Source organism: Actinomycetota bacterium (genome assembly GCA_014360655.1).
Taxonomy (GTDB): domain Bacteria; phylum Actinomycetota; class Geothermincolia; order Geothermincolales; family RBG-13-55-18; genus JACIXC01.
In genome coordinates, this window is the sequence record JACIXC010000011.1 from 1 (window position 1) to 26,999 (window position 26,999).

At 65.9% G+C, this 26,999-nt stretch carries 26 protein-coding genes, 1 tRNA gene and 1 pseudogene; 18 read left to right on the plus strand and 10 right to left on the minus strand.

From position 1 onward, the window contains the following. The 13 genes and pseudogenes from H5T73_08530 to H5T73_08590 all read left to right on the plus strand — a co-directional run. Nucleotides 1–142: transposase (locus H5T73_08530; GenBank protein ID MBC7247812.1), on the plus strand; the 142-nt coding region annotated here is incomplete at its 5' end. A 245-nt stretch (nt 143–387) separates the two neighbouring features. Further along, nucleotides 388–690 (plus strand): annotated as a pseudogene (gene rplU, locus H5T73_08535) (50S ribosomal protein L21). Between the two features lie 159 nt (nt 691–849). Then, nucleotides 850–1,104: a 50S ribosomal protein L27 gene (gene rpmA, locus H5T73_08540; GenBank protein ID MBC7247813.1), complete on the plus strand. Its 255-nt coding sequence runs from the start codon at nt 850–852 to the stop codon at nt 1,102–1,104. A 127-nt stretch (nt 1,105–1,231) separates the two neighbouring features. Then, the gene (gene obgE / locus H5T73_08545) at nt 1,232–2,512 is read left to right on the plus strand and encodes a GTPase ObgE (GenBank protein MBC7247814.1); all 1,281 of its coding nucleotides are present in this window, start codon (nt 1,232–1,234) and stop codon (nt 2,510–2,512) included. 144 nt (nt 2,513–2,656) lie between these two features. Further along, entirely contained in the window at nt 2,657–3,850 is a 1,194-nt protein-coding gene (locus H5T73_08550) for a glutamate 5-kinase (GenBank protein MBC7247815.1), read from the plus strand. A gap of 82 nt (nt 3,851–3,932) precedes the next feature. Further along, entirely contained in the window at nt 3,933–5,162 is a 1,230-nt protein-coding gene (locus H5T73_08555) for a glutamate-5-semialdehyde dehydrogenase (protein MBC7247816.1), read from the plus strand. Nucleotide 5,163: 1 nt separating this feature from the next. Further along, nucleotides 5,164–5,793: a nicotinate-nucleotide adenylyltransferase gene (locus H5T73_08560; GenBank protein MBC7247817.1), complete on the plus strand. Its 630-nt coding sequence runs from the start codon at nt 5,164–5,166 to the stop codon at nt 5,791–5,793. A 96-nt stretch (nt 5,794–5,889) separates the two neighbouring features. Beyond that, nucleotides 5,890–7,152: an LCP family protein gene (locus tag H5T73_08565; GenBank protein MBC7247818.1), complete on the plus strand. Its 1,263-nt coding sequence runs from the start codon at nt 5,890–5,892 to the stop codon at nt 7,150–7,152. 161 nt (nt 7,153–7,313) lie between these two features. After that, a complete protein-coding gene (rsfS, locus tag H5T73_08570; protein MBC7247819.1) occupies nt 7,314–7,670 on the plus strand; it encodes a ribosome silencing factor in 357 nt (118 codons plus the stop codon). Nucleotides 7,671–7,859: 189 nt separating this feature from the next. After that, nucleotides 7,860–7,934, plus strand: a tRNA-Ala gene (locus H5T73_08575). 332 nt (nt 7,935–8,266) lie between these two features. Continuing rightward, a complete protein-coding gene (locus tag H5T73_08580) occupies nt 8,267–8,776 on the plus strand; it encodes a hypothetical protein (GenBank protein MBC7247820.1) in 510 nt (169 codons plus the stop codon). A 193-nt stretch (nt 8,777–8,969) separates the two neighbouring features. Beyond that, nucleotides 8,970–9,581 (plus strand): hypothetical protein, encoded by a 612-nt coding sequence (locus H5T73_08585; GenBank protein ID MBC7247821.1) that lies wholly within the window; start codon nt 8,970–8,972, stop codon nt 9,579–9,581. Between the two features lie 458 nt (nt 9,582–10,039). Then, on the plus strand, nt 10,040–11,881 hold the full coding sequence (locus H5T73_08590) for an acyl--CoA ligase (GenBank protein MBC7247822.1): 1,842 nt from the start codon (nt 10,040–10,042) through the stop codon (nt 11,879–11,881). 182 nt (nt 11,882–12,063) lie between these two features. Here H5T73_08590 and H5T73_08595 read toward each other — a convergent pair whose 3' ends face one another. The 8 genes from H5T73_08595 to H5T73_08630 form a co-directional block, all read right to left on the minus strand. Continuing rightward, the gene (locus tag H5T73_08595; GenBank protein ID MBC7247823.1) at nt 12,064–12,822 is read right to left on the minus strand and encodes an AAA family ATPase; all 759 of its coding nucleotides are present in this window, start codon (nt 12,820–12,822) and stop codon (nt 12,064–12,066) included. After that, nucleotides 12,819–13,550, minus strand: a complete 732-nt coding sequence (locus H5T73_08600; GenBank protein MBC7247824.1) for a hypothetical protein — start codon at nt 13,548–13,550, stop codon at nt 12,819–12,821. Before H5T73_08600 ends, H5T73_08595 begins: the two co-directional genes overlap by 4 nt. A 1-nt stretch (nt 13,551) precedes the next feature. Beyond that, nucleotides 13,552–14,322: a 2-hydroxyglutaryl-CoA dehydratase gene (locus H5T73_08605; GenBank protein ID MBC7247825.1), complete on the minus strand. Its 771-nt coding sequence runs from the start codon at nt 14,320–14,322 to the stop codon at nt 13,552–13,554. Further along, on the minus strand, nt 14,319–15,110 hold the full coding sequence (locus H5T73_08610) for a 2-hydroxyglutaryl-CoA dehydratase (protein ID MBC7247826.1): 792 nt from the start codon (nt 15,108–15,110) through the stop codon (nt 14,319–14,321). Before H5T73_08610 ends, H5T73_08605 begins: the two co-directional genes overlap by 4 nt. A gap of 104 nt (nt 15,111–15,214) precedes the next feature. Beyond that, nucleotides 15,215–16,633, minus strand: a complete 1,419-nt coding sequence (locus tag H5T73_08615; GenBank protein ID MBC7247827.1) for a 2-hydroxyacyl-CoA dehydratase — start codon at nt 16,631–16,633, stop codon at nt 15,215–15,217. Then, entirely contained in the window at nt 16,630–17,742 is a 1,113-nt protein-coding gene (locus H5T73_08620) for a 2-hydroxyacyl-CoA dehydratase (GenBank protein ID MBC7247828.1), read from the minus strand. The genes H5T73_08615 and H5T73_08620 overlap by 4 nt, the downstream gene beginning before the upstream one ends. Before the next feature lie 375 nt (nt 17,743–18,117). Beyond that, nucleotides 18,118–18,840, minus strand: a complete 723-nt coding sequence (locus H5T73_08625) for an AIM24 family protein (protein ID MBC7247829.1) — start codon at nt 18,838–18,840, stop codon at nt 18,118–18,120. A 438-nt stretch (nt 18,841–19,278) separates the two neighbouring features. After that, entirely contained in the window at nt 19,279–19,860 is a 582-nt protein-coding gene (locus tag H5T73_08630) for a protease complex subunit PrcB family protein (protein ID MBC7247830.1), read from the minus strand. Between the two features lie 459 nt (nt 19,861–20,319). On the opposite strand from H5T73_08630, the gene H5T73_08635 reads away from it, so the two are divergent. Further along, nucleotides 20,320–21,231: an SDR family oxidoreductase gene (locus H5T73_08635; GenBank protein MBC7247831.1), complete on the plus strand. Its 912-nt coding sequence runs from the start codon at nt 20,320–20,322 to the stop codon at nt 21,229–21,231. 53 nt (nt 21,232–21,284) lie between these two features. Then, nucleotides 21,285–22,133, plus strand: coding sequence for a MaoC family dehydratase N-terminal domain-containing protein (locus H5T73_08640; protein MBC7247832.1), 849 nt, complete (start codon nt 21,285–21,287; stop codon nt 22,131–22,133). Between the two features lie 91 nt (nt 22,134–22,224). Here the strand turns inward: H5T73_08640 and H5T73_08645 are convergent, their stop codons facing one another. Both H5T73_08645 and H5T73_08650 read right to left on the minus strand, forming a co-directional pair. Beyond that, nucleotides 22,225–23,226 (minus strand): 4Fe-4S binding protein, encoded by a 1,002-nt coding sequence (locus H5T73_08645; GenBank protein MBC7247833.1) that lies wholly within the window; start codon nt 23,224–23,226, stop codon nt 22,225–22,227. Between the two features lie 282 nt (nt 23,227–23,508). Next, nucleotides 23,509–24,042 carry a hypothetical protein gene (locus H5T73_08650; GenBank protein ID MBC7247834.1) on the minus strand — a complete coding sequence of 178 codons (534 nt, stop codon included), beginning with the start codon at nt 24,040–24,042 and terminating at the stop codon, nt 23,509–23,511. A gap of 309 nt (nt 24,043–24,351) precedes the next feature. On the opposite strand from H5T73_08650, the gene H5T73_08655 reads away from it, so the two are divergent. Genes H5T73_08655 through phaC form a run of 3 tightly spaced genes read left to right on the plus strand, consistent with a single transcriptional unit; the run spans nt 24,352 to nt 26,998 of the window. Then, nucleotides 24,352–24,615 carry a hypothetical protein gene (locus H5T73_08655; protein MBC7247835.1) on the plus strand — a complete coding sequence of 88 codons (264 nt, stop codon included), beginning with the start codon at nt 24,352–24,354 and terminating at the stop codon, nt 24,613–24,615. 50 nt (nt 24,616–24,665) lie between these two features. Next, entirely contained in the window at nt 24,666–25,817 is a 1,152-nt protein-coding gene (locus tag H5T73_08660) for a hypothetical protein (GenBank protein ID MBC7247836.1), read from the plus strand. Between the two features lie 2 nt (nt 25,818–25,819). After that, nucleotides 25,820–26,998 carry a class III poly(R)-hydroxyalkanoic acid synthase subunit PhaC gene (gene phaC, locus H5T73_08665; GenBank protein ID MBC7247837.1) on the plus strand — a complete coding sequence of 393 codons (1,179 nt, stop codon included), beginning with the start codon at nt 25,820–25,822 and terminating at the stop codon, nt 26,996–26,998. Nucleotide 26,999 lies beyond the last annotated feature (1 nt).

The following is a 26,999-nucleotide window of genomic DNA, read 5'->3' on the forward strand; positions in this document are numbered from 1 at the left end:
GCTCAACGAGATCCTTTGCAGATGGAATTACGTGTACAATTACGTGAGACCACACCAGAGCCTGGGTTATCTCACCCCCATGGAGTTCCTGAAGGCGTGGATGGAGGAGAGCAAGGATAGGGATGATGTGTTCACCATGTAGTGAACCAGGACAGCCCTTGTGTTTCCCGTACGCGGCGTGCTAACCTATCTCCCTGTGCCGGGCCTCCGGGTGCGTGGAGCCCCCGAGAAGGGCTGATGCGGCGGAGGTGCGCCGAAGACGGCCAGGGGAAACGCCGGGCACCGGGCTTCCCGCACAGTGGAGACGCCGCCCCTGGGAGACGGTGAGGGGGCGGCGATTGCATTACCCCGGCGCAGCCGTATAATATTGCCCTGGAGGTAAACAGGATGTACGCAGTTATAGAAACGGGCGGCAAGCAGTACCGCGTGGAGAAAGGATCGCTCATCCGCGTGGAGAAACTCGACGTTCCCGAGGGCGAAAAGGTGGTCTTCGAGAGGGTGCTCCTGGCCGGCGAAGCGGGTGAGGTGCTCGCGGGCAAGGACGCGGAGAAGGTCAGGGTGGAGGGGACGGTCGTCCGGCACGGCAAGGCGGGGAAGATAATCGTCTTCAAGTACCGGCCCAAGAAGGGATACCACCGCAAGAAGGGACACCGCCAGCCCTTCACCGAGGTGCTGGTGGAGAAGATAAGCGGCGGTCCGCGCGGAACGGCGAGGAAGAAGAAGGCCGGGTCCGCGCCACCCGGCGCCAAGGAGGAAGCGGCGGGAGCCGCGGAGGCGAAGGGAGCGGCCGGGAAGGACCTGGAAGGTAAGGCGGAGAAGGAGAAAACCCCCGAGGGGAGTGAGTGAGGGATGTCCAGCAAGAAGGGCGTGGGAAGTTCCCGCAACGGGCGCGACAGCCATTCCAAGAGGTTGGGGATCAAGGGCTTCGGCGGGCAGTTCGTGAGCGGCGGGGCCATACTCGTGCGCCAGAGGGGGACCAGGGTCAAGCCGGGGCAGAACGTGGGAGTGGGCAAGGATTACACGCTCTATGCCAAGGTGGACGGTTACGTGAAGTACCACCGCTCCGGCGACCGCCATTACGTCAGCGTGATCCCCACGGGTTGAGGCGCGCTTGCGGCGGGCGTGGCGGCGGCCGCCCTCCCGCGGGCTTCCCGGGTCCCGGCTAAGCCGGGCCTTTTTATTGTCCGTCGCGATGGGGGCGCGGCCGCGCCGGGCGAGGTGAGGTGTCGGCTTGTTCATCGACGAGGCTGAGATACGCGTACGAGGCGGTGACGGCGGTCACGGCTGCGTTAGCTTCCACCGCGAGAAGTACCGTCCCCTGGGAGGCCCCGACGGGGGTGACGGCGGCAGGGGAGGATCCGTCATCCTGCGCGCGTCACCGAGCGTCAACACCCTGGTGGAATTCACGCGCCGGCGCCATTACCGTGCCGGAAGCGGGCGCAACGGCTCCGGCAACAACCGCCATGGGGCAGACGGCAAGGACCTCGTCCTGCAGGTCCCGGTCGGCACCCAGGTGAGGGACGAGCAGGGGCGTCTCCTCGCCGATCTCTCCTTCGCGGGCAGCGAGGCTGTGGTTGCGGCGGGGGGGCGCGGGGGAAGGGGAAACGCCGCTTTCGCCACCTCCACGCGTCGTGCCCCCGATTTCGCGGAGAAGGGGGAGCGCGGGGAGGAGAAGTGGATACGCCTGGAGTTGAAGCTTCTCGCCGACGTGGGGGTGGTCGGTCTCCCCAACGTGGGAAAATCCACCCTCATTGCGCGCGTATCTGCGGCCAGGCCGCGCATAGCCGACTACCCTTTCACCACCCTCGAGCCGGCCCTCGGGGTGGTGAGCCTGGGAGAGGAGGGTAGCTTCGTCATGGCCGACCTTCCCGGCCTCATCGCCGGCGCGCACCAGGGCAGGGGCCTGGGGCTGCGTTTCCTGAGGCACGTGGAGAGGACGGCCGTCCTACTGCACCTGCTGGACGTCTCCGTGGCGGCGACGACGCCTCCCGCCGCGGCCCTGGAGACGATACTGGACGAGCTGCGGGAATACAGCCCCCGCCTGGTGGAGAAGCCGCAGGTGGTGGCGGGGAACAAGATCGACGTCGCCGACCCGGCCTACCTGGAGGAGGCGAGGCGGGCGGCGGTGGAGCGCGGCTGGGAGTTCCACGCCGTGTCCGCCCTGACCGGGGAGGGGGTGGACGGTCTCATGTGGAGACTGGGCGGGATGGTGGAGAAGGCGCGCGGCGAAGCGGTATGCGGGGAACGGGATGAGAGGGTCGTCTATTCCTTTTCCCCTGAGCGTGAACCCGGTTTCAGGGTGATACGGGAGGAAATGGGCTTCCGTGTCGTGGGCGAGCAGGTGGAGCGCCTGGTGCGCAGGATGGACCTCTCCAACCCGCACGCGCTGGCCTACGTGCAGGAACGCCTGAGAAGGATGGGCGTGGAGGAAGAACTCCTCAAGGCGGGCGCCGCGGAGGGCGACGCGGTCATCATCGGTGACCGCGTCTTCGATTTTCTTCCCGGGAGGTGAGGGGGCGCTGCGGCGGGCCCCTTCCGCGGCGCGGCGTGCAGGTGGCACACCACCGGAGGTAGAATGATGGTAAAAAGAGGGACAGGCAGGCTCGCACCGGCGCCTCGCGGTCCCGCCTTCGATAGGAAGATAATGGAAATGGTGATGAGATCGGGTAAGAGAGGGCACGGTGACGATGCGGGGGAGAGGAAGCTCCCGCGCATAAGGCGCCTGGTGGTCAAGGTGGGGACCTACACCTTGAGCGACGCCTCGGGCAGGCTGGACCGCGGCCAGGTGCGCAACCTGGTGGAGCAGCTCGCTTCGCTGCGCGGTGAAGGTTACGAGGTCATACTGGTGTCCTCGGGGGCCATCGCCGCGGGGGTGGAGCTCCTCGGGCTCAAGGAACGTCCGCGGGACATCCCCTCCCTGCAGGCCGCCTCCTCCGTGGGACAGGGCTTGCTCCTGAGGACTTACGCGGACTTTTTCGCCGCCCACGGCCTGCTGGTCGGGCAGGTGCTCTTCACGCAGTACGATTTCGCCCACCGCCGCCAGTACCTGAACGCCCGCAACACCTTTCGCAGGCTCCTGGAGCAGGGGGTCGTCCCCCTGGTGAACGAGAACGACACCGTGGCCGTGGAGGAGATACGTTTCGGGGACAACGACCGCCTCGCGGCCCTGGTGGCGGTGCTCACCGGCGCGGATCTCATGGTGATGCTCTCCGACGTCGGGGGACTTTACAGCGCGGATCCGAGGCAAGACGGCGGTGCGAGGCTCATCCACGAGGTGGAGAACATCACCACCGCCATGTTCAAGGCGGCGGGCAAGGCGGGTGGGGAGCACTCCAGCGGGGGCATGGCCGCCAAGCTGGAGGCGGCGCGCATAGCCAGCGCGGCCGGGGTCGGGGTGATTATCGCCGCGGGCAGGGAGCGAGACGTGCTGGCGCGCCTGCTGCGCGGCGAGAGGATCGGCACCTATTTCCACCCCTCGCCGAGGAGGATGCGCGGGCAGAAACACTGGATAGCCTTCGGCGCCAGCCCGCGGGGGTCCGTGGTCGTCGACGACGGGGCGCGCGAGGCCATCCTGCGAGGGGGCAAGAGCCTTCTGCCGGCGGGGGTGGTGGAGTGCAGGGGTGACTTCAACCCGGGGGACCCCGTGGAGGTGCTGGACCTCAGGGGGGAGAGGATCGCGCGCGGCCTTTGCGGGCTCTCCTCCCTTGACTTGAAGCGGGTGAAGGGATTGCGCACCGACCAGGCCACCTCCCTCCTGGGGGAGGCCTGCGAGGAGGTCATCCACCGTGATTACCTGGTGGTCATGGAAGGTAAGGAGAGCGGAAAGGACGGAGGAGATGTCAGCGCATAAGGGTCAGGAGAGAGGCAAGGCCGCGATGGCCGCGGAGGACGCGCAGGGCCTCCAGGAGGATCCCGTGCAGGTCCTGGAGGAGATGGGACGCCGCGCCAGGGAAGCCGCCCTCAAGCTGGCGGTGGTGAACACGGAGAGCAAGAACCGCGCCCTCGTGGAGATGGCGGAAGCGCTGCGCTCGCGGCGCAAGGAAATCCTCGCTGCCAACGAGGAGGACCGAGCGGCGGGGAGGGAGAGCGGCATGAGCTCCGCCCTCATGGACAGGCTTACCCTCAACGATAAGCGCATAGAGGAGATGGCCACGGGCCTCCTGGAGGTCGCCGCCCTTCCCGACCCGGTGGGGGAGATCATCTCCGGCTGGAGGCTGCCCAACGGCCTCGAGATACAGAAGGTGAGGGTTCCCCTGGGCGTGGTGGGCATCATCTACGAGGCACGGCCCAACGTCACCGTGGACGCCGCGGGGCTGTGCGTGAAGTCCGGCAACGCCGTGATACTGCGCGGCAGCTCCTCGGCCTTCCGTTCCAATCGCATCCTCACCGAGGTCATCGCCGCGGCCGCGGAGGCGGCCGGCCTCCCCGGCGGCTGCATACAGCTGGTGCCCTACGCGGACCGCGAGACGGCCAAGGCGCTCATGCGCATGCGCGATCACCTCGACGTGCTCATTCCCCGGGGCGGAGCGGGTCTCATCCGCACCGTGGTGGAGGAGAGCATGGTCCCCGTCATCGAGACGGGAGTGGGCAACTGCCACACGTACGTGGATGCCTCGGCGGACCTGGACATGGCCCTGCGCATCGTGGTCAATGCCAAGTGCCAGCGGCCGGGGGTGTGCAACGCCATGGAGACCATGCTGGTGCACGAGGCGGTGGCGGACGAGTTCCTGCCCCGCGCGGCGCAGGAACTGCGCGAGCGGGGGGTGGTGCTGCGCGGCTGCCCGCGCACCAGGGAGATATTGCCGGATGTCGAGGAGGCCACGGAGGCGGACTGGTACGAGGAATACCTCGACCTCATACTGGCCGTCAGGGTGGTGGCGGACGTGGACGAGGCCGTCGGCCATATCAACCGTTACGGGAGCAAGCACTCGGAAGCCATCGTGACGCGCGATTACGAGGCGGCGAGAAGCTTCGTCGCGCGGGTCGACGCCGCCGACGTGTACGTCAACGCCTCCACGCGTTTTACGGACGGCGGCCAGTTCGGGCTGGGGGCGGAGATCGGCATCTCCACGCAGAAGCTGCACGCGCGCGGCCCCATGAGCCTGCGGGAGCTGACCTCGAGCAAGTTCGTCATCTACGGCGACGGGCAGGTGCGGTCCTGAGATGGGTAGGCTGCGCGTCAAACGCATCGGCGTCATGGGGGGCACCTTCGACCCCATACACTACGGGCACCTGGTCACGGCGGAGGAGGCGCGCGAGCAGTTCGCCCTGGACCTGGTGGTCTTCATGCCCAGCGGCCATCCTCCCCACAAGGAGGACCGGAAAAACCTCGACGCGGAGAGCCGCTACCTGATGACGGTGATCGCCACCGCCTCCCACCCCGGCTTCCAGGTCTCGCGCCTGGAGATCAACCGCCCCGGTCCCTCCTACACCATTGACACCGTGCGCGAGATGCACCGGATCTACGGGAAGAACACCGGCATCTTCTTCATCACCGGCGCCGACGCGGTGCTGGAAATACTTACCTGGAAGGAACCGGAAAGAATCCTCGCGGAATGCACCCTTATCGCCGCCACGCGGCCCGGTTACGACCTGAGCAGGCTGGAGGAGCTCCTGCCCGGGTTGGGAGGAGACGCGTCGAGCGACGGCCCCGGGGTGCGGGTGATGGAGATCCCCGCTCTGGCCATCTCCTCCACCGATATCCGCAGGAGGGTCAGCGAGGGAAGGTCCATACGCTACCTGGTCCCCGAGGGAGTGCGGGAGTTCATCGAGAAGAACGGGTTCTACAGGTGAGGGGCATTCCGCCGCCCCGCGCGGGTGCGTTTTCGTGAGGGGTGAACGACGCCGCGGGCGTAAGGCCGCGCGGCGGAGGCGGCCGTCAAGGGAGAGGTGAACGAGGTAAGGGAGAACGTCGGGCGGGAAAAGGAAAAACCCTCGCGGCTGGCCCGCCTCCGGCAGAAGGAGGCGCGCGGCAGGCGCCGGCTGCTGCTGCTGGCGGTCGTGGTGGCGGTGATCGTCCTGGCGGTGGGCGCCGCCTGGGACATCCCCTACATAAACGCGGCCCGCGCCGCCGCCTCCTGGGTGAGGGAAAGGCTGCGGGGCGGAGGAGGGAGCGCCGACGCGGGAGAGCCGCCCTACCTTTTCTTCACCCATCCCGGCTCGGGCAAGGCCCTCTCCGGCGAGGTATCGGTTCTCTTGGGGATATACGGTGAGGACGGGGCAACGTCAGGGACCCTGCTGGGACTGTGCCTGGCGAGCTACCGCTGGGATGCGGGCTCGGTAAGCCTCTTTTTCGTACCCGGGGAGGCGGTGGCGTACAACGCCCGGGGAGAGAAGACCAGGTTGAGCGCGGTGCTGCGGGAGGAAGGCGGGGAGGACATACTGCGTTCCACGGTGCAGAACATGACCGGAACCGATGTGGATTACCTGGTGCTGTGCTCGTTCCGCAGGGCGGTGGAGATACTCCAGGAGATGGACCTTCCGCCGCTCACGCTGCAGGAGGACACCCTCTTCGCCGATCCCCTCACGGGAGGGACGCAGCTCCTATTCGCGGGCCAGAAGGTGCGGGACGCCGACCGCCTGCTCTCGTACCTGCTCGCCGCGGATCGTGGCGGGGAGTGGGATGGCTATTACGCCGCGAGGGAGCGCGCGGAAGCATACCTGCCCGCTGCGCTGGAAGAGTTTTCCCTGCGGGGAGGGGATCGCCTTGCGGATGAGCGCTTTCTCGGTGACGGGGCCCTGCGGCTCTCCCCGACCGCCGCTTCCCCGCAGAAGGACGCCCTCTACCTCTCCTCCATGCTGCAGGCGGCCGTGGACATGGGAAAGGAGGACCTCCCCTGCCGCGCGGTACCCCGTGTCGAGGTGCTCAACGGTTGCGGGGTTCCCGAGCTGGGGAGAAAGGTCGGGGAGAGGCTTTCATCGCTTGGAGTGCCCCTGGCGGGGACGGGCGGGAACGCCAAGGTGGTTGTTGACGGGGTGGAGGTTAACGACTTCAGCCATGACGCGAGCCTCATCATCTGTCGCAGTGCCGACGAGCGGGCGAGGTCATACGCCCGTTACCTGGGGGTCCTGCTCTCCATCGACGAGGTGAGGCTGGAAGGCGGCCCCGGCCCCGAGCTGGTGATCATAGCCGGTCGCGACATGGCGCAGTGAGTCTTTGCGCGACGGCGTCGGCACGCTGTGCTAATCTTAGGTATGGGCCTGCATGTGCGGGCCCTTACAAAAGGCGCAAGGATACGAGACTGCCGCGCGGCTGGACCCCGGCGCAGTCAATGTGAGCCTGAAGGAGGTGGCAAGAGGCGGATAGCAAGGAGATGGCCGTCACGGCGGCCCTGGCCGCTTATGACAAGAAGGCGCGCGACGTCCTGGTCATGGACATGAGGGAGGTCTTCATCCTCACGGATTACTTCGTCATCTGCAGCGGCAACACGGACCGCCAGGTGGCGAGCATACAGGAGTCCGTGGAGAGGAGGCTGGCGGAAAGGGGCGTCAAGCCCGCCAGGAGGGAGGGAGAACAACACCGGCGATGGGTCCTCCTCGATTACCTCGATATCGTGGTGCACATTTTCCGGCAGGAGGAAAGGGATTACTACGAGATCGAGAGGCTCTGGAAGGACGCCCCCCTCGTCGACTGGGAGATGGAAGGGGAACGGTCGGCTTCCGGCGGCTGAGGAGGGTTGCGGCCGTCTCGGGACAGCGGAAAGGGAGAGAGCGGCGGAGCGTGGTAGACGCGGGTGCCGTACCTTTTCTGGGGGCGCTATCCGGGTCGGGCGCAAGGCCATCCCCGGCGGCGAGCTTCGTTTGACGCTTTCCGGCGCAGTATTTATACTTCATAAGGGCCTCTCCTGAGGCGAAGAAAAGGGGCCGTGGCGCAGTGGGAGCGCGCTACCTTGGCATGGTAGAGGTCACGGGTTCAAGTCCCGTCGGCTCCACCAGCAGGAGACCGGGAAAGGCGGGAACGCCTTCCCGGTCCTCGTTCATGTTTGACGGCAATGCCGGCGACGAGGGTGCGATACGGAAGGGAAAGGCGGCAAACCTTCCCGGTCCTCGTTCATGGAACGGCAAGCGGCACGGCATCGCGGCTTGAGCGGAATGCCCCGACGTGAGGGTAGGCCGGTCGCGGGCGCGGAGCGCACGGGGGCCCGGTGGAAGTGGACGGGAGGTGGCGAAGCCGTCATGATTAAGATGGGAAATCGGAAGCAGGGATGGTCGTTGGAGGAAGCCGGGACGGGGATGGCGGAGGCATGGGCCGAAAGGAGGAGATAAATTGAAGAGAGCGGCGGTTCTCCTGCTCACCGCGGGCTTGCTCGCGGGCATGGTGGCGCTGGTGGGTTGCGGAGAAAAGAAGACCACCCTCGAGACCCCCGAGGGCAGGGTCGAGGTGAGCGAGGAGGGAGGAGGAAAGATAACCTACAGGACGGGGGAGGGCGAGGCCACCTACGAGCAGGCGACCGAGGTCCCCTCCGAAGAGGAGCTCGGGGCTCCCATCTATCCCGGCGCCGAGTTCAACGAGGAGGGCAGCGGCTCGGTGACCGGGAGCAGCGCGGAGGGAGAATACAGCTCGCTGGTAGCGGAATTCGATACCAGGGACGACTTCGACAAGGTCCATTCCTGGTACAAGGGAAAACTCGGCGAACCCCTTTACGTTGACAGCGAGGCGAGGGAGGCGAACTGGAGCAAGGTCGAGGGAGGCAGGGTGGTCTCCGTCTCCATCCAGGGGGAGGACGTCGGGGTGAAGATCATCATCTCCAGCACCTCCGCACCCCTGAGCCCTTAGGGCGAACGAGGTGAACGCGTGTGCATGACGTCCGTCCGCTTGGCCGGGTGACCGCGGCCCCCGCCGTGCCGGGACGTGATGCGGGACGGGTGGGCGGACGGGGCGTTGGAGGCCGGAGGCGCGCGGGTTACGATCCATGCGTGATGGGAAGACGGCGGCAGCGTTGATGATAAGAAGGGAGGAAGGAGGACCGATGCGTGCGAGCGAACGCCAGGGCGGCAAGGTCATAGTCTGCCTCCTTGTCCTCTTCCTGATGGCGACCTGGCTCGCTTTCATCCCGGGTTGCGGGGGGAAGAAGGAACAGGACGGGACCGTCGAGGATGCCGCTCTGGAGGAGACGCCGGGAGAGGGAGGCGAAGAGGTCGCGCCATCCTCCGGGGAGGGAGCGGAAGGGGAAGGCGTTGATGTCCCAGCGGATGAGGCCGCCGGGGAGGGGCAGGTCGGCGAGGGGGAGGTTTCCTACCAGGTATACCAGGAGGCGCCCAGCGAGGATGAGCTCGGGGCTCCCATCTACCCCGGGGCCGCTTACGTCCCCGAAAGCGGCGGCAGCGTCAGCGGTGTCGCCCCGGAGGGAGAGTTCACCACCGTTGGAGGGGAGTTCCGCACGCAGGACCCGTTCGGGTTGGTGCTCGCCTGGTACCGTGAAAGGCTGGGCGAGCCCCTTTTCCTCGAGGAAAGCCAGTCCACGGCCACCTGGAGCAGAAGGGAAGGCGGCAATATGGTGCTGGTGGGGCTGCGCGGGGAGGCGTCCGGGACCACCATCTCCATCTACAACCTGCAGGGAAGCGAGGAGTTGTTGCCCTGAGGCGAGGGCGCGGCGGGAAGGGCACGCCGCGGCGGCGACGCTCGCGCATATCCCATGGGAACCCCACTTTGCAGGACCTTCATCCTGCGACCACATCCACGGTCCGAGTTGACGCTGCGGGAAGAGCGATAATATAGTATTGACGCGTCAGCCGGAAGTCGTTTCGTGTCGTGGCGCACGGATGGTATCGCGCATCCTCTCGTATTAAGGATCAGGAGCAGGGAGGGCTGTCGGCCGCGAGGCGATGCGAGCCGGCGATCCCCCGAACCTCGTGGCCCTACTGCAAGGGGAGCCCGGGGAGGTCGCGGTCCGTTGCTTGCTTGCAAGCGAACATAATCGTAGAATATGTATAAATATTGATGGAGGAGAGAGCGGCCGGAGGTGCGAAGGGCTCACCGATGCGGGTACTAAGGCCGTTCGGTGAAGCCGCTTGAGAAAAGAAGGAGGGGGTTGCGCTCATGGAATACCCGTGGTTCAAGGAATACGACCTCTGCGGCATACCGCACACGCTGGAACCCTACCCGAACATCCCCACGCACGGCTTCCTGGACCAGGCGGCGGTGGAGCATCCCAAGATGGGCTGCGTGCAGCTCGGCCTGGAGATGACCTACGCGGAGGTCAAGGAACACGCCGATCGCCTGGCCAACGCGCTGGCCGACATGGGCGTGGGCAAAGGGGAACGGGTTATCACCCTCCTGCCGTCATCCATCCAGTTCGTGGTGGCGGACGCCGCCATCTCCAAGGCCGGCGCGGTGCACGTGCCCTGCAGCTTCCTGGAGGCGCGCGACACCCTGGCCCACAAGTGTCAGGAGAGTTCCCCGCGCGCCGTCATCTGCCTGGAGGAGCATCTGGCGATGGCGGAATACCTCAAGGAGTTCATGTCCGCGCCGAACATCATCATCACCAAGCTGGATGATTATTCCAGCTCAACGTCGCCGCGCGGCGCCCTGCCGGACGTCATGTGGATGAGCGAGTTGATAGAGCAGGCCAGGCCACAGCCTCCCCGCGTGGACATCGATCCCGCCCGCGACCTGGAGACCCTTCTCTTCACCGGCGGGACCACCGGCCTTCCCAAGGGGTGCATGCTCACCCATCGCAACATCGTGGCCAACGTGCTGCAGAACATCGCCGTCTTCGGGCCGGTCACCAAGGTTCTCAAGGGGAATATCAACGTGATCATGGGACTGCCCTTCTTCCACAGCTACGGGCACTGCATCATGCACACCATGATCGGAGGCATGGGGGCCAACATGCTCATCGTCCCCGACCCGCGGGACGTGAAGGCCATGCTGGAGATCATGCGCAAGTACAACCCGGTGCTGCAGTTCGGGGTCCCAACCCAGTTCATGAAGATGCTCGAGGAGGACATCAAGTCCGCGAGGGTCATCGGCATCTCGGGATCGGCCGCCCTGCCGCCGAACGTGCAGGAGAAGTTCGAGGAGTCCAGCGGCGGGGGGTATGTGTCCGAGGGTTACGGCCTCTCCGAGCTCTCCCCGGTGACCCACTTCAACGTCTCCACCAACGTGCGCGTCATGGGGGGGCGCAAGGGCGTGAAGATACTCAACGTCGTCCTCTTCAACCCGGTGAGCATCGCCCTGACCAGGGCCCAGGCCAAGCTCCTCGGCCCCAAGGGCTTCGGGAAGATGTTCACGGGCATCATCAGCCTGCTGGCCAAGAGGTCCCGCAAGTCCGAGAAAACCCGCGTGGTGGAGAGGCGGGCCACCATCGGCATACCCCTGCCGGACACAGTGGTCAAGGTGGTGGAGGTGGACAGCGGCCGCCCGCTCACCTTCGAGGAACTCTACCGCGAGGGAAAGGTGGGCGAGATGCTCCTGAGCGGCCCGCAGCGCATGCTGGGCTACTGGCCGGAGCCGGGAAAGGGGCTGGACGAGGAGGGATTCGTCCACACCGGCGACGTGGTGAAGATGGACGAGAACGGGTACTTCGCCATCGTGGACCGCACCAAGGACATGGTCATCGTCTCAGGTTACAAGGTCTACACGCGGGAGGTGGACGACATCCTCTACGACCATCCGGCCACCGAGATGGCGGCGACCATAGGGGTGCCCGACCCGGAGAGGGAGGGCAGCGAGCGCGTGTGGGTCTTCGTCAAGCTGAAGGAGGAATACAAGGGAAAGGTCAGCGAGGAGGACTACATCGACTACCTCAAGGAGAAGGTGGCGAAGTACGCCGTGCCGCGTGAGGTGGTCTTCGTGGACGAGATGCCGCTCACCGAGGTCTTCAAGGTCAACAAGAAGGCCCTGCGCGAGATGCAGCTTCAGAAGATGCAGATGGAATAGCCGGGCTTCAGGCAGCATGGGGCGGCGCGCACCCGGCGCGCCGCCTTTTCGTACGCGGGCGCCGTGGTCGGGGACAGCGGGAAGGGAAGGGAACGCGGGGCGTATGGAGGCGGAACAGGGCGAAAGATGTAGGGGAAGCGGGCAGGGATGGGGCTGGGGAGGAAAAGGCGGGAGGGGCTCCCTCAGTCGAGGAACCCGCTCTCCAGCACGCAGCGCCGCACCGCCAGCAGGGCCGGGCAGGAGGGGATTTCCAGGAAGTCGGCGCCCCGGGCGTCGTGGTCTTTCACCGTGTCGTCCTCCGGGACATACCCCAGGAAGGGCAGGTCGCTGGAGGAGAGCAGGCGGGCGGCCTCCTCCTCGTCGCCGACGCGGTTGAGGAGCAGTCCCAGCTTGCGGTAGGCGACCGCCTGCGCGGCCACCTCGCGTATGGATTCCGCCACGCGCAGGCCCTTTACGGTGACGTCGCTGACCAGGAGGAGATGGCTCACCGAGCGCATGACGCGGCGGTTCACCTGCTCCACACCCGCCTCCGCGTCGATGAGGGTGAGGTGAAAATGGGAGGAGAGGGTCTCGATGGCCTCGCGCAGCAGGGTGTTCAGCTGGCAGTAGCAGCCCTCCTCCTCCGGCCTTCCCACCGAGAGGAAGGCGAGGTTCCCGTCCTCCTCCACTATCTCCATCATCTTGTAGTCGATGGAGGCCGCAAGGTCGACGCTGTCGGTGGCGCGTTCGCGCACCGCGTCGATGAGCTCGCTGCGCATATCGTTCACGGTGAGGCGCGGGAAGCGGCGCAGGGCCATGCCCAGCCCCACGGCGGGGTCGGCGTCCACCACCAGGTACCTGTGGCGCTCGTCCGCGCGCAGTTCGCGCGCGAGGAGCGCGGAGACGGTGGTCTTTCCCACCCCTCCCTTGCCGCACACGGCAAGGACCCGTTTACCGCTCACCTGCCGCCCCCCTCGCCGCCGCGCTCCGCCTGCAGGCGGTCACGGATGCGGCGCAGCTCCACCACGCTGTCGCAGACCTCCACGTATTCGCAGGTATCGCAGTCGAAGTTCATCTCCTCGTACATCTTGATGAGGGCCTGCACGATGTCCATGACCATGTCGGCCGCCGCCGACAGCCCCTCGATGTCCTCCCGGGATGACGTCACCAGGAGCACCTCCGCGCCGCTCACGTAGGGCAGCGCCTTGAGGGCGCGGATGAGGGCGCTTCCCAGAATCCGCGCGTTGAAACCCCGGGCCAGGGCCTCCTTGCTCACCCGGCACCATATGCTCTGCCGTCCCGGGAAGATGCGGGTCATGAAGCCGCGCAGGCCAAGGTTATAGGTCGCGTCGCGCAGCTCGCGGTAGCACTCGTACTCGTCGCGGAAGTCGCCCTCCACCATGACCACCTGCGCGAAAGGGACGGCGCGCGCCCGCAGCGCGGGGAAGTCGGGGCCCACCAGGGTGATGCGCCCGTCGACCACCCCCTGCTCGTCGTCCCAGAGGAGGAGGGAGCGGGAGGCCGTGCCCGGGTTGCCGAGCTCCAGCCCGGTGTCCTCGCTCAGGATCACCTGGGGGGAGGAGGCCAGGGGAAGCGCGGGGGTGTAGCGGTATTCCACGGCCTGCCCCATGGAATATTTTTCCTCGAGAAAGCGGCGTATCCCCTGCAGGGGTTCTGCGAAGAGTCCCACTTCACTCCGTTTCCGCAAGCAGGGCGGCGCCCACCGCCGCCGCCAGGCGCGTGTCCAGCGGGAAGGGTTGGTACTCGCCTTCCATGCGCTCGCGCACCAGGTCCACCACCGTCCTCACCCTGGCCACGCCGCCGGTGAAGGTGTAACGGTTCCCCATGCCGAAGCGGCGGGCCTGGGAGGTGACTATGCGCGCCACGGCGTCGCACAACCCGGCCACGATGTCCTGCGGCGACTCGCCGTTGTTGACGTGCGTTATGACCTCGCTCTCGACGAAGACCCCGCACTGGGAACTTATGGAAACACGTTTCGCGGCGCGCGAAGCCTCCTCGTCTATGCGCTCCACCGGGACACCCACCGCGGCCGCCATCACCTCCAGGAACCGCCCGGACCCCGAGGCGCACTTGTCGTTGCGCATGAAGTCGACGACCTCGCCGTCCGCGTTGAGGAGCAGGGAGGTGATGCTCTGGCCCCCGATGTCCACCACCAGTTCCACGTCGGGAAGGAAGCAGCGGGCGGCCCAGCCGATGCAGGCGATCTCGTCCTCCAGGAAATCGGCGTCCTGCAGGAGTTCCGCGCCGCTCCCCGTGCCCACGATGCCGTCCAGGTTGAAGCGGCTGACGCCCGCCTCGCGACATACCTCCTCGATGAGGTTTTCTATCTCGTCGGCGATGTTGCCCGTGGTCTCCACGATCCTGTAGGCCAGGAGGTTTTCGCCGTCCATGACGACGGCCTTGGAGAAGAGGCTCCCGATGTCGCAGCCCAGCGTCTTCATCTCTCCCCTCCCATCTTGCGCGCGAGCACGGCCGCCCCCAGGGCGCCCACGATCTGCGGGTCCACCGGGCAGGGCACCATCCTTACCCCCAGGATGCGCTCCAGTTCCGACTTCACGGCGCCGTTCTTGGCCACGCCCCCGGACATGGTCACCTCCGGCTCCACGCCCACGCGGCGGGCCAGCGCCGCGACCCTCTCCGCCATTGCCCGGTTGACGCTGGCGGCGATATCCGCCTTGTCCGTGCCGCGCTGCAGGTAGTGGAGGACCTCCGTCTCGCAGAAGATGCTGCAGCGGCTGGAGAGCCCCACCGGGTTGCGTGCCTTGAGGGAAAGGGTCCCCAGTTCATCCAGGGTGATGCCCAGGGTGCGGCACATGACCTCGAGGAAACGCCCGGTGCCGGCCGCGCACTTGTCGTTCATCACGAAGTCCTTGAGCTCGCCCGAGGCGTCCATGCGGATGACCTTGGCGTCCTGGCCCCCGATGTCGATGATGGTGCGCACCCCCGGCAGGAGCCACACGGCGCCCACGCCGTGGCAGGAGATCTCGCTCACGTTGGCGTGGGCGAGCCCCTTTGCCTGTACCTGTTCCCTGCCGTAGCCCGTGCTCACGATGTAGGAGATGTCCTGGTGCCGCAGCCCCAGCTCGGATAGGAGCATGCCCAGGACGGTCTCCGCCGACTCCACCGGGTTCGGCCTCACCCCGATGCTCTTGCTCCCGGTTATCCTGCCGTTCTCCACCACCACCGCCTGGGCGGTCAGGGAGCCGACGTCTATGCCTCCGAACCTCATCCCTCACCTCCGATGGCCTTGCTCTCGCCGAAAGCTCCCCCCTACATTTTATCGTCACGCGGAACGGCGTGTCATGAGGGCGTACGGCGCGAAGAAGCGCACCTTCACGGCCTTTCCCTCGCGCGCCTGCGCCGCGTGACCACGTTGTCCACGAAGGAGGATATCTCCTCCTGCAGCACGCTTGTGGGCGTCATCCGCCGTATCCAGGAGTCCCCCTGCAGGCACAGCACGGGAGCGCCCGTGCGCCGGGTTATCTCCTTGCGCACCTGGTTGACGATGCTCCAGGTCTGCTTGCAGGCGTGGTGTCCCGAGTAGATGGCGCAGTTGGCGTTGAGGTCGCGGATGAAATGGGACATGTCCTCTATCCAGGAGAGGGACATGGAGTCCGCGCCCATCTGCCTGGTCATGGGATATTCGAACGAGGCCTCCGCCAGCCCGGCGAGCATGCTCTCCTTGCTTGTTGTATCCACGTGGCGTGGCTGGCAGAGGGAGAGGATGTCGTTGAGGTAGGTGATGCCGCGTTCCTCCATCCAGTTGAAGAAGCCGAGGAAGTCGAAGTAATACCCGATGTAAAGCCACATGCAGCGTGCCACTTCCTCCGGTGCCGGGTATGCCCCCTCCTCGCGGCGGCGGCGTGACAGCTCCACCATGGAGCGCATCATCTCCGCCGCCTGCGGCCTTCCCCAGCGCGTGAAGCGGGTGCCGTAGGTGAAAATGGAGAAGATGTTGGGCACGGGACAGGGGGAGAACTTCTTGAGGTCGTAGAGCTCGTAGTAGAGGTCGCTGGCGCGGTTGGCCTCCTCGAGCACCTCGCGCATGCGCCCCTCGTCCAGCTCCTCGCCGATCATCTCCTCCAGGCGGCGCATGAAGGCCATGAAGTAGCGGCGGTGCAGCTCCCTTCCCCGGGAGGTGGCCTCGGTGGGCTTTTCCAGGATGACCTGGGGGATGCCCATGTGGAGGGAGACGAACTCGTGGATCTTGGAGTTGGCGTCGCAGGCGCCGGGCGCGGACTGCACGATGATGTCCGGCTCGAAGTCGCGCCCGGTGAGGATGGACCCCAGCTCTATGGTGGAGGAGGAGCAGAGGTAATCGGGGATCCCCAGGCCCATGGCATAGTCCCAGTACCTCTCGCCCTGGCCCTCCAGCACGGAGACCCCCAGGGTGGTCATGACCTCGCTGGTGAGGGGGATGGCGTTGCGGAACAGGTAGATTATCTCGGGAGGGAAGTTGAAGGGCACCAGGACCACCTTGCGCCCCTCGGACTTCGCCCGCCGCACCTCCTGTACCCATTCCCCGATCATCGCGATGAAGTCCAGGCTCACGTCGCGGAAGCGCGGGCAGAGGAGGGCGCGCATGGAGCGGGAAGTGTCCGGGGGCAGCACCCTGAGCAGCCCCTCCACCTCCTCGTCCGACATGCCGCGGGGAAGCTGCATGGCCACCTCCACGAGGCTCTCCACCCGTTCGAAGAGCCCTTCCGCTCCCCTCCGTGACGTCGTGGGACCACCCTTGGCCATCTCTCTCATCCCCCTATCCTCTCCAGGAAGGCCTGTATGCGCGTGCGTATGCGCCCCAGGTCGGCGCCCGACCCGTACTCCTTCTCCAGCACCAGGACGGGTATCCCCGCCTCCTCCAGGTCCAGGCGCAGGCGCACGTTCTCCACGCCGTGCAGGTCGCAGAACTTGTTATGCACCAGGACCGCCCCGTCCACGCGCGCCCGCCTCGCCGTACGCAACACGTAGTCGAGGCGCGTGGCGTAGTCGTCGAACATGCGGGGGCAGAGAAGGTGCTTCAGGTAGGCCTCGGCCAGCGCGTGAATGGGGTCGCCGGCGAGGCGCGGCAGGTTCCAGAAAGCCCTGGTGCCGTAACAGAGCGCGTCGCTCACCACTAGTCCCCCCACGTCCTCGATCTCCCCCACCAGCGCCAGCTCGTCCGTGGCGCTGCCGGCCAGCAGGAGGCGGGCGCGGTAGCCGCGGACCTCGTTCCTTTCGCTCTCTTCCAGGAATCGCGCCAGGTAGTCCTCGAACACCGCCGGCGGCAGGGAAGACTCGAGGAGGATGACGGCCATGGCCTGCCTGCCGGTGAGGGCGGGCCTCTCCCCCTCGCGCAGGGAGAAGAGCTCGCGCAGCTTTTCCCGCGTGCGGTTGCTCCTCTCCATGGCCTCCGCGAGGGAAGCGTCGCTTATATCGACCTGGAAGTGGCGTCCCAGCGCCTCGCGGAAGAGCTCCAGCTCCTCCGCGAAGAACTCCAGCGCCTCCTCGCTGACCGTGTGGGGAACCCGCAGGTAATGGAAGAACGCGGGATCCTTCGCGTACTGCCAGTCTTCGAACATGCCGCGCAGGTGGTCGCAGCCGTTGTTCTCCACCAGGCCGTCCAGGAAGTCGTAGGTGCCGTCGAGGCCCAGTTGCAGGCAGGCGCGGCAGAAGCCGCAGTTGAAGCGGGAGAGGTAAGCGTCGGCGAGCTCGCGCTCGGGCTTGCCCAGGGCCCTTATGCGGTAGGGGAGTATGCCCGCCGCGTCCATGATCTCCCGCGGCGTGGCCACGCAGGTATAGCCGACGATGCGACCTCCCGCCCGCCTCCATTCCTCGAGGTGGCTGTTCAGGATATCACCGGCCAGCCTGATGGCATCCTCCATGCCTCTCCCTCCCTTCACGCCGCGCGGGCGCGGATGTGCCTGCCCGCGATGCGTCACGGCCTGCCTGGCCGCATGAGAAAGCGCCGCAGCCGAATTATCTCACGAGAATTGTATGAGCTCATTTTATGTTTGCGCCATGACGCACAACAAGTGGGGATATCCCGACGGCGACGGTAGGGTTTTCCCGCCGGCGACGGTTTCCCTCCGGCGACGGTTTCCCTCCGGCGATGATTTCCCGCCGGCCCCGGGACTCGCCCCCTGGGAGCCCCGCCTTGCCGCCTTGAGATACCGCGGGATAACGCGCGACGGGACGGAATCCGGGGCGTCGCCCGCCGACCCGATGGGCGTCCCGCTGCGCGGGCGGCCTCTCGAGGCCTATTGCTTGAGCAGGCCTCCCAGGATGCCTCCCGCAGGTCCGCTGCCCCCGGACTTCGGTTGCTGCAGGCTGGTCTTGGGGGCTTCCTCGCTCGGCTGCACCACCACGTAGCCATCCCCCTGGAAGGCGAGCTGGAAGAGCTCGCCGTGGGTGGAGCCGAATATCCCCTTGAGGCTGGTGAGGTTGGCGTCCATGTGTATGGTTGGGTTCAGGCTCTGCGACCAGGCGATGGTGGCGTTGGGGTCCGTGAAGGTGGGTTGGTCGGGGGTGACCCTGAGGGTCATGGGCTCTCCCTTGGAGATGAGGGCGAGGTAGCCTGTGCCCTGCAGTTCCACGGTCCAGAGACCGCCCGAAAGCATCCCTGCGGCACCTTTTATCATCTTGATGTCCCACGAGATGCTGGGGGTGAAGGCCAGCAGGTTGAGGGCCTCCACGGTGATGGACTCGTTGTTGAGATAGAGGAGCACGATGTCGTTGGCGGCGTCTGCCAGGAAGAGGTCTCCCGTGCCCTGGGCCAGCATGAGGGTGAAGGATTCGCCGGAAATGGCCTTCTTCACCCACTTGTCAATACCGCCGCTGCCCTGGCGCGTGAAGCTTATCTGCCCCTGGTAGGCGATCATGGAACCGGCCTTGGCCAGCACCTGCCCCCCGCAGGCGGCCATGTTCACGCGCAACAGTTTCTTGCTCTGCAGGTTGAAGGCGTTGGGGCTCTCCACTTCCATGGACTCCTTGACCAGCGCCGCGAGGGAAGTGGGTGCGAGCTCGGGGCGAACGGCGGACGGCGACGGCGCGGCTGCCGCCGGCGGCGGCGCGGATGCGGCGGGAGCCGCGGCCGCGGCAGAGGCGGAAGCGTCCTTCAGTGACTGTCCGCAGAAACGGCAGAACGCCGCACTCTCCGGGTTATCCTGGTTACACCGGGGACACAACATCTCGAAAACCTCCTCTCCTTTCCGGATGGACCCATCAACTTCGCGTCGCTCCGTCGGCGCCGGTTATTATGTCGGCACGACGCGGGGCGGACTGGACACGCTCCGCATCGAAGCGCGACGCGGCGCCGGCGCCCGGCCGTGACGGCGCAAGCCTCTCCCTCGCGCAACTTCGCCCTCGCGGCGGTCACGGGGGCTGAACCACCGCACTGTGCAAGGGTCAAAACCCGTATCTCAGACCTCCGTGCTCGACCTCGCGAGCGTCCTGCCGTGGTTGTCGGTGAAGACGAAGACGAGCTCGCCGCGGGGGTCGAAGGCGCCGCGCTCCACCAGGACGAGATGGTACGGGCTGGTGAGGACCTGTGCCGTGAAGGCCCCCTCCTCGGGCTCGCTCACCTCGACCTCCACGCGCACCTCGCCGCCGAGCTGCTCGGCGCGCGCTATGGAAATGGCGTATCCGGCGCTGTTCTTCGCCCCCTGCATTGCCGCCAGGACCAGGTAGCGCTCGAAGTCCACGTCCCGCTCCGGCAGCTGCAGGCCCGCCAGGTAGAGCAGGTTCTGGAGCTCCTCGTCCCCGCCGATGACCACGCATTCCGGGGCCTCGTCCTCCTGGTTCTGGTGGTCAAAACGCCCGTACTCGCTTGCGGTTCCCTGCGCCAGGGTCTGCATGGGGATCGCCCTGGCCTCCGCCGCCCGTGGCTCTCCCTCAACCGGGACCGCTTCGCCTCCCGTGCCCCCGCCGCAGCCGGCGGCGAGGAGAAGGGAGAGGCAGAGCGACAAGAACGTGCCGAGAAAGGTGCCTCCAGCCGGTCGCATACGTGCCTCACCTCACCGTTGCCGTCTCTGTTCCTCACCCCCTATTATGATGCATCTGCCGGGTGCGGGTAACCGGGCCGCGCAGAACGGCGGCGGAGGGCCCCCGCTTCCAAGTCTGCATGCATGGCAAGTCGGGGGCGAAAGCACGTGGCGGTGCGCGTGGCGCCGTCGGGGAGAAAAGGCCGCGCGGAGATTGTTCCCCGCGGAAATATGTTATTATTTATGCGGCATCGACGGCCGAGCCCGTGCAAGCCGGGAGGCGAGCCGTGAAGAACGCCGCTTGGTGGCCCGCAGGGCATGCGGTATATAATCATATGGAGCTCACAGGGAGCCATTTCTGCCGCATGGCGGTAGCGGGTGGGATGAGCTAGCCCGGGCGTTTAACGCACGCCTGTGCATGAGAGTGCGAAGTCGGGGTCCAGGGGGCGCGTCCCCCGCAGTAAGGAAAGGAGAGGGTTTATGTCGGAGGTAAGATTTGACGATCGAGTCGCAGTAGTGACCGGGGCCGGCGGCGGCCTGGGTAGGGAATATGCCCTGCTCCTTGCCAGCCGCGGCTGCAAGGTGGTGGTCAACGACCTGGGCGGCGCCATGGACGGCACGGGTTCGGGGACCACCGCCGCCGAGAAAGTGGTGCAGGAGATCAAGGACGCCGGCGGGGAGGCCGTGCCCAACTTCGACAGCGTGGCGGACTGGGAGAGCGCGCAGAACATCATCAAGACCGCCATCGACAACTATGGGCGCATCGACATCCTCATCAACAATGCCGGCATCCTGCGCGACAAGAGCTTCCTGAAGATGGAGCTCGAGGACTACGAGAAGGTCATGGCCGTCCACCTCAACGGGTCCTTCTACTGCTGCAAGGCGGCCTGGCCCTACATGAGGGACAACAACTACGGCCGCATCGTTTCCGCCGCCTCCGCCGCCGGCGTGTACGGGAACTTCGGCCAGGCCAACTACGGCGCCGCCAAGATGGGCATCATAGGCCTCACGCACGTCCTCAAGCAGGAGGGTGCGAAGTACAACATCAAGGCCAACGTCATCGTCCCCATCGCCGGGACGCGCATGACGGCCACCGTGCTTCCTCCCAACATCGTCGAGATCCTGAAGCCCGAGTACGTCGCCCCCATGGTGGTGTGGGCCTGCTCCGAGAACTGCAATTTCTCCGGTTATACCTTCACCGCGGGTGCCGGGTACTTCAGCCGCACCGCCTTCATCGAGGGCCCGGGCGTCTATTTCGACATCTCGCAGCCCATCACCCTCGAGATGATCGACGAGAACATCGACAAGATCGTCACCCTGGAGGGCGGCACCACCTTCGAGAACGCCGCCGAGCAGACCGCCAAGGCCCTTGCCAAGATGAACCTGGGCTGACGCGAAGCGGGCGTGGCGCGTGAAGGCAAGCGTAGAGAGAGGGGGTTGAAAACATGCCTATCGACCTGTCGGTAATCGGAAAGGAGCTGCCGCCCCTCGCTTACAACTACACCACCAGGGACGTCATCCTCTACGCCCTGGGAGTGGGAGCGGGCCTGCGGCCCGAGGAGCTGAAGTTCGTCTACGAGAACGGGCTCGAGGTGCTGCCCACCTTCGGCGTCATACCGCCTTTCCCGGCCCTCATGGGCCTGGTGGGCGTGGAGGGCATCGACATCAACCTGGTCATGCTCCTCCACGGGGAGCAGTACATGGAGGTGCGGCGCCATCCCATCCCCGTGCAGGGCAGCCTGACCTCCAAGCCGAAGATCGCCGCCGTCTACGACAAGACCAAGGGAGCCCTCATCGAGCTGGACGTGGACACGGTGGACGAGAACGGCGAGGTGATCTTCTTCAACAAGTTCGGCACCTTCATCCGCGGTGAGGGCGGCTTTGGGGGCGAGCGCGGCCCCGAGCCCGGCAACGAGCCTCCGGACAGGGCGCCCGACAAGGTGGTGGAGGAGGCCACCCTGCCCACGCAGGCGATGATCTACCGTCTCTCGGGCGACTACAACCCGCTGCACATCGATCCCAACATCGCGGCCATGGCGGGGTACGATAAGCCCATCCTGCACGGGCTCTGCACCTTCGGTTTCGTCGGCCGGGCGGTGCTGCGCGAGTTCTGCGGCGACGATCCCAAGAAGTTCAAGGCCATCAAGGTGCGCTTCAGCCGCCACGTCTTCCCGGGCGAGACCATCGTCACCGAGATGTGGAAGGAATCCGACGACAAGATCATCGTGCGGGCCTCCACCAAGGAGCGCGGCGAGTACTGCCTTACCAACGCCGCCGTGTGGCTCAACCCGTAAGCACGAAACGGACGCACGAGAAGGGGGCGGGGAATCCCGCCCCCTCTTTCTATCTTTCCCGGCCTACGAAACGGGGAGTGCCATGGGGGCATCATCCCTGGGGGACGAAGCCCTCCTCGCGAACCGCCACCAGCGAGATGGCCTCCTCGGGACAGGTGACCATGCACAGCCCGCACCCCATGCACTTCTCCGGGTCCACGACGCTCACCTGCGCCCCCTCCTCGCCGCCGAGCGAGAGGGCGTCGAAGAAGCAGCGCTCCAGGCAGGTACCGCAACCGCTGCATTTCTGCGTGTCCACCTGCGCCTGGAAACGGCTGGGATCGCAGAGGTTTATGCCCTTCGAGATGAGGGTGAAGGACATGCAGCAGTCGTCGCAGCAGTTGCATATGAAATGGAAATCCTTGGACCGGTTCATGGTCACGTGTACCAGGCCGGCTTCCTCGGCCTCGCGGATGATGCGCAACGCCTCATCCACGTCCACCTCGCGGCCGCTGCCCCTCTCCAGGGTATACTCGGCCGCCTTCCCCACCTGCAGGCATACCTCGACGGGTTTGCCGCACTTTCCGTCGATGAGGCGGCAGGTGCACTTGGTCACCGCCAGCCTTCCGGCGCCGCGTATGATCGCCTCCACGTCGTCGAAGGCAAGGATGCGCGAGCGCGCATCCACCGGCTGCTGCACGGTGATCACGCGCGAGAAGGGCTTCGGCAGCAACTGCGAGACCATGCGTGCGAATTCGGGCCACTCCTCGGCCATGAAGCGCTTCCAGAGCCGGTGATACTCCTCTGGCGCCTCCGGCCAGAGGATGGAGGCGTCGTGGAACTGCGCTATGTCGCGGCACATGCGATATACGGTGCCCTCCGGTCTTTGCGACTTGAAGACCAGGCCCTTGCGGAAGAGGACGGAAAGCCTTTCCTCCATCTCGCCCGCGTCCACCCCGAGTTTCTGCGCCAGCTCCTCCGCCGTACCCGGGGTGGCAAGAAGCGTTCGCGCCTCCTCCTCGTCGGCGATCATGCGGAAGAGCTCGGGTATGAGCTTGCTCTGGGGCATGAGCACGCGGGTGGCGAGCTGCTGGTAGAGGTCCTCTTCGTTCATCTTGTACCCCTTTCCTCCATCCTCCGCTGTCGATACTGCCGCCCACATTATACCCCGCGGGAGAGAACGTTTCCGACAGGCACGGCCTGCAGCCCCCGGTGCCCTCCGTGCGTGCGTTAAGTAATACGAGGCAGGTGGTGGTGCCGCTCGCCTGTGACGTGCCGCGGCGTCGCCGACAGCGGGTCCGCCGCGCCGGGACCGTCACGACACGAGCGGCGGAGGCCTCGCGCTCTTTTCAGCCCGCGGCACGGTCGTACGGGAGGATCGTGGCCGGAACGGGCGTCAGTGGCCGTGGCTCTCCTGCGGCGGCACCTGTGTCTCCGTTTCCGGCGCCGCTCCGTGGTCGGCCTCCGTTTCGCCCTCGTGCTCCGCGGCGCCCTCCCCGGCATTCTCGCCGTCGCTTTCCTCGCCGTGCGCGGACGCGGCTTCCTCGCCGTGTTCACCGCTTGCGGGGAGTAGGGCGTCCGCCGCCTCGCGGCAGGCGCCGGAGAGGTTGCGCAAGAGTTCCAGCAGGCTGGATTGCAGCTCCTCGCGTCCCGCAGGGACCCTCACGTGCGAGAGTTCCCGCGCGCCCTCCTCGAGCAGGTCGGCCATCTGCGACCATGCTTCTGCAGCCCGCTCTCCTTCTTCCGCGTGGTCCTCACGGGCTATCCCCGCGACGACATCCTGCAGCTTCCCGGAGAGGCGCTCGCTCAGCTCGTGGATCTCCCTCTCGTAGGAATCATCCGATGCGCTTCCGCAGCCGGCAAGAAGGAAGATAGAGAGCGCCGCGCAAAGGAGAAAGAGAGCGCTCGCCCTCACGCCCTTTTTTCCCATCGTCCGTTCACCCCTTCTCATGCGTCCTCGCAACCCGGCCTGGGTCATAGACCCGGCTTGGGCCATAGTATACATGATGCGGGGTGGTAGCGGGGAATGACGCGGGGCGGGAGCGGGGCCCGGCGGATGCGCGGAGAGGGGCTCCCGGGTGCAGCTTGCTCGTGTTTGCGCCGGGCCGGGCGGTGGAATCATATCTAAAGGATGTCGCAGGGACCGTGAAGCCCGGGAAAGAGTCTAAACAAACCGAGGTTACTGCCGAATATATATGGAGTGGTCAGCGGCTTTGTCCGCCGGAGGAAAGGGGGAGAAATGGATCCCAAGATGATGCAAAAGATGATGCTGGAGGGGATGCGTACCGCCATGCGCATGTCTTTCGACACCATCTCCTCCCTGCAGGAGCAGATGGAGAAGATGTGGAGGATGTTCCTCGAGCAGAGCGGGGACCTGCAGAAGGAGGGCGAGAAGGTCCTCGCCGAATGGCTGGAGAACCTGCGCAAGGGGCGGGAAGAGGTGCGGCGCAACCTGGAGGACGGTTTGCGCAAGATGGAGGAGATCCTGGGGAAGGAGCAGTGACCGGCGTCCCGCGCCGGTGTCGGTCCCGGGTCGGGGGTGAGGAGGAGAAGATGGAAGAGAAGGGTCCCGCGCCGTTCGACTGGACGGATGCCTGGGGCAGGTGGCAGAAGATGCAGGCTGAGGCCTACCGGGCGTGGATGGAGAGCTGGGGAGCTGCGCTATCCGGCTGGTTCTCCGGCCGGCCCGGCGCCGGCGAAGGGGGCGGAGAGGGTTCGGCGCAGGACGCCCTCTCCATATACCGGCGCTGGATGGATAACATGCGGGACATGGTGGACAGGTTCGTCCCGCCCGCGTCGGGGGTGGGACCGGAGACCTTTGCCAGGATGTTCCACGGCGCCGAGGTCTATTCCCGTCTCCATTCGCTCTGGATACAGATGTACGAGGACTACCGCAAGGCGGCGGGCGAGGGCGGCGCTTACGACCCCGAGGCCGTGCGCGACCTGCTCGCGAGGTGGGGGGAGAGGTACCGCGAGATCGTGAACGAGGTGTTCGCCCCCGCCCTGCCGGAGCAGTTGCGGTGGATCGCCGAGCTTTACAGCGGGGATATACCCCTCACGGCCGGGGGCTTCATGCTGCACCTCTGGGCGCCCTGGGCGGGTTTCGCGCAGCGCATGGCGTCGAGGGGTGTGAACATGAAACAACCCTCGCCGCGGGAGGCGGTGGAGGTGTACGAGGAGTGGAGAAGGGCCTACGAGGAGAGCTTCGGCCGCCTGCTGCGGGCTCCCGTTATGGGCTACTACCGGGAATCCATGGAGAAATATACCAAGACCATGGATTCCCTCAACGAGTTCGGCATCGTGCTCGCGCAGTTCTACGCCTACCTGCAGGGGGCGGGGGCCATGGGCTTCGAGAAGCTGCAGGAACGCCTGGCGGACATGGAAGGCAAGGGCGGGGGCGAACCCATGTCCTTCCGCGACTTTTACCGCCTATGGTGGCAGACCAACGAGGACATCTACGTGGAGCTCTTCCGCAGCGAGGAGTTCGCGCGCCTCCTGGGCCAGCTGGTGGACAAGGGCATGCAGTTCCGGGCCGCCTTCCGGGCTTACGTGGAGGAAGCCACCAAGGAGCTGCCCTTCCCCAACCGCACGGAGATGGATTATCTCTACAGGACGGTGGACCGGCTGAAGCGCGAGGTGAGGCTCCTGAAGAGGGAGTTGGGCGGGTTGAAGGGCGGGGAAAAGCCCGCCGCGGGGGAGGGATGATCATGTTCCGGGAATTCCTCGATCCCAGTTTTTTCCTGAGCGAGCTTGAGGAGGTGAACCGCAAGCTGGTGAAGGGCGCCGAGATACTCACCTCCATCCCCGAGGTGGACGTGGAGCCCACCCCCAAGGAGAAGGTCTTCGAGGAGGACAAGCTGCAGCTCTTCCATTACCTGCCGGGAGGCGAGGTGCGCTGCGAGGTGCCCCTGCTCATCTGCTATGCACTGGTAAACCGCCAGTACATGATGGACCTGCAGTCGGACCGCAGCCTCATCCGCAACCTGCTGGGCCAGGGGCTGGACATCTACATCATCGACTGGGGATACCCGGACCACGGTGACCGCTACGTCACACTGGACGATTACATCGACGTCTACCTGAACGACTGCGTGGACTTCGTGCGCGAGCGCACGGGGTGCGAGAAGATAAACCTGCTGGGGGTGTGCCAGGGAGGCACCTTCACCGTCATCTATTCAGCCCTCTACCCGGAGAAGATACGCAACCTCATCACCATGGTCACCCCCATAGATTTCCACACCACGGACGGCCTACTCAACGTGTGGAGCAGGTACATGAACATCGACAACATGGTGGACACGATGGGCATCATCCCGGGCGAGTTCATGAACGTGGGCTTTCTCATGCTCAAGCCCTTCCAGCTCATGGTGGACAAGTACGTGGGCCTCATGGACAACCTGGACGACCCGGCCACGGTGGCAAACTTCGTGCGCATGGAGAAGTGGATCTTCGACAGCCCCGCACAGGCGGGGGAGGCGTACCGCAAGTTCCTGAAGGACCTCTACCAGGAGAACAAGCTGGTTAGGGGCGAGCTGGAGATCGGCGGCAGGCGCGTGGACCTGAAGAGGGTAACCATGCCGCTGCTGAACATCTACGCCACCGAGGACCACCTGGTGCCGCCCGCCTGCTCCCTCCCGTTGAACGACCTGGTGGGGAGCGAGGACAAGACCCTGTACAGCTTTCCCGGAGGACATATCGGCATCTACGTGAGCTCGCGTTCCCAGAAGGAGCTGGCGCCGCGGGTGGCGTCCTGGCTCCTGGAGCGCTGCCCGCGGACGGTTGGGGTCGGCCGGGGGAGCGTGAAGGGGCCCGCGGCGGGAAAGGCGCGGACGGCCGGGAAGAAGGCGACGAAGGTCACGGCGAAGAAGGCGCCCGGGAAGCGCTAGG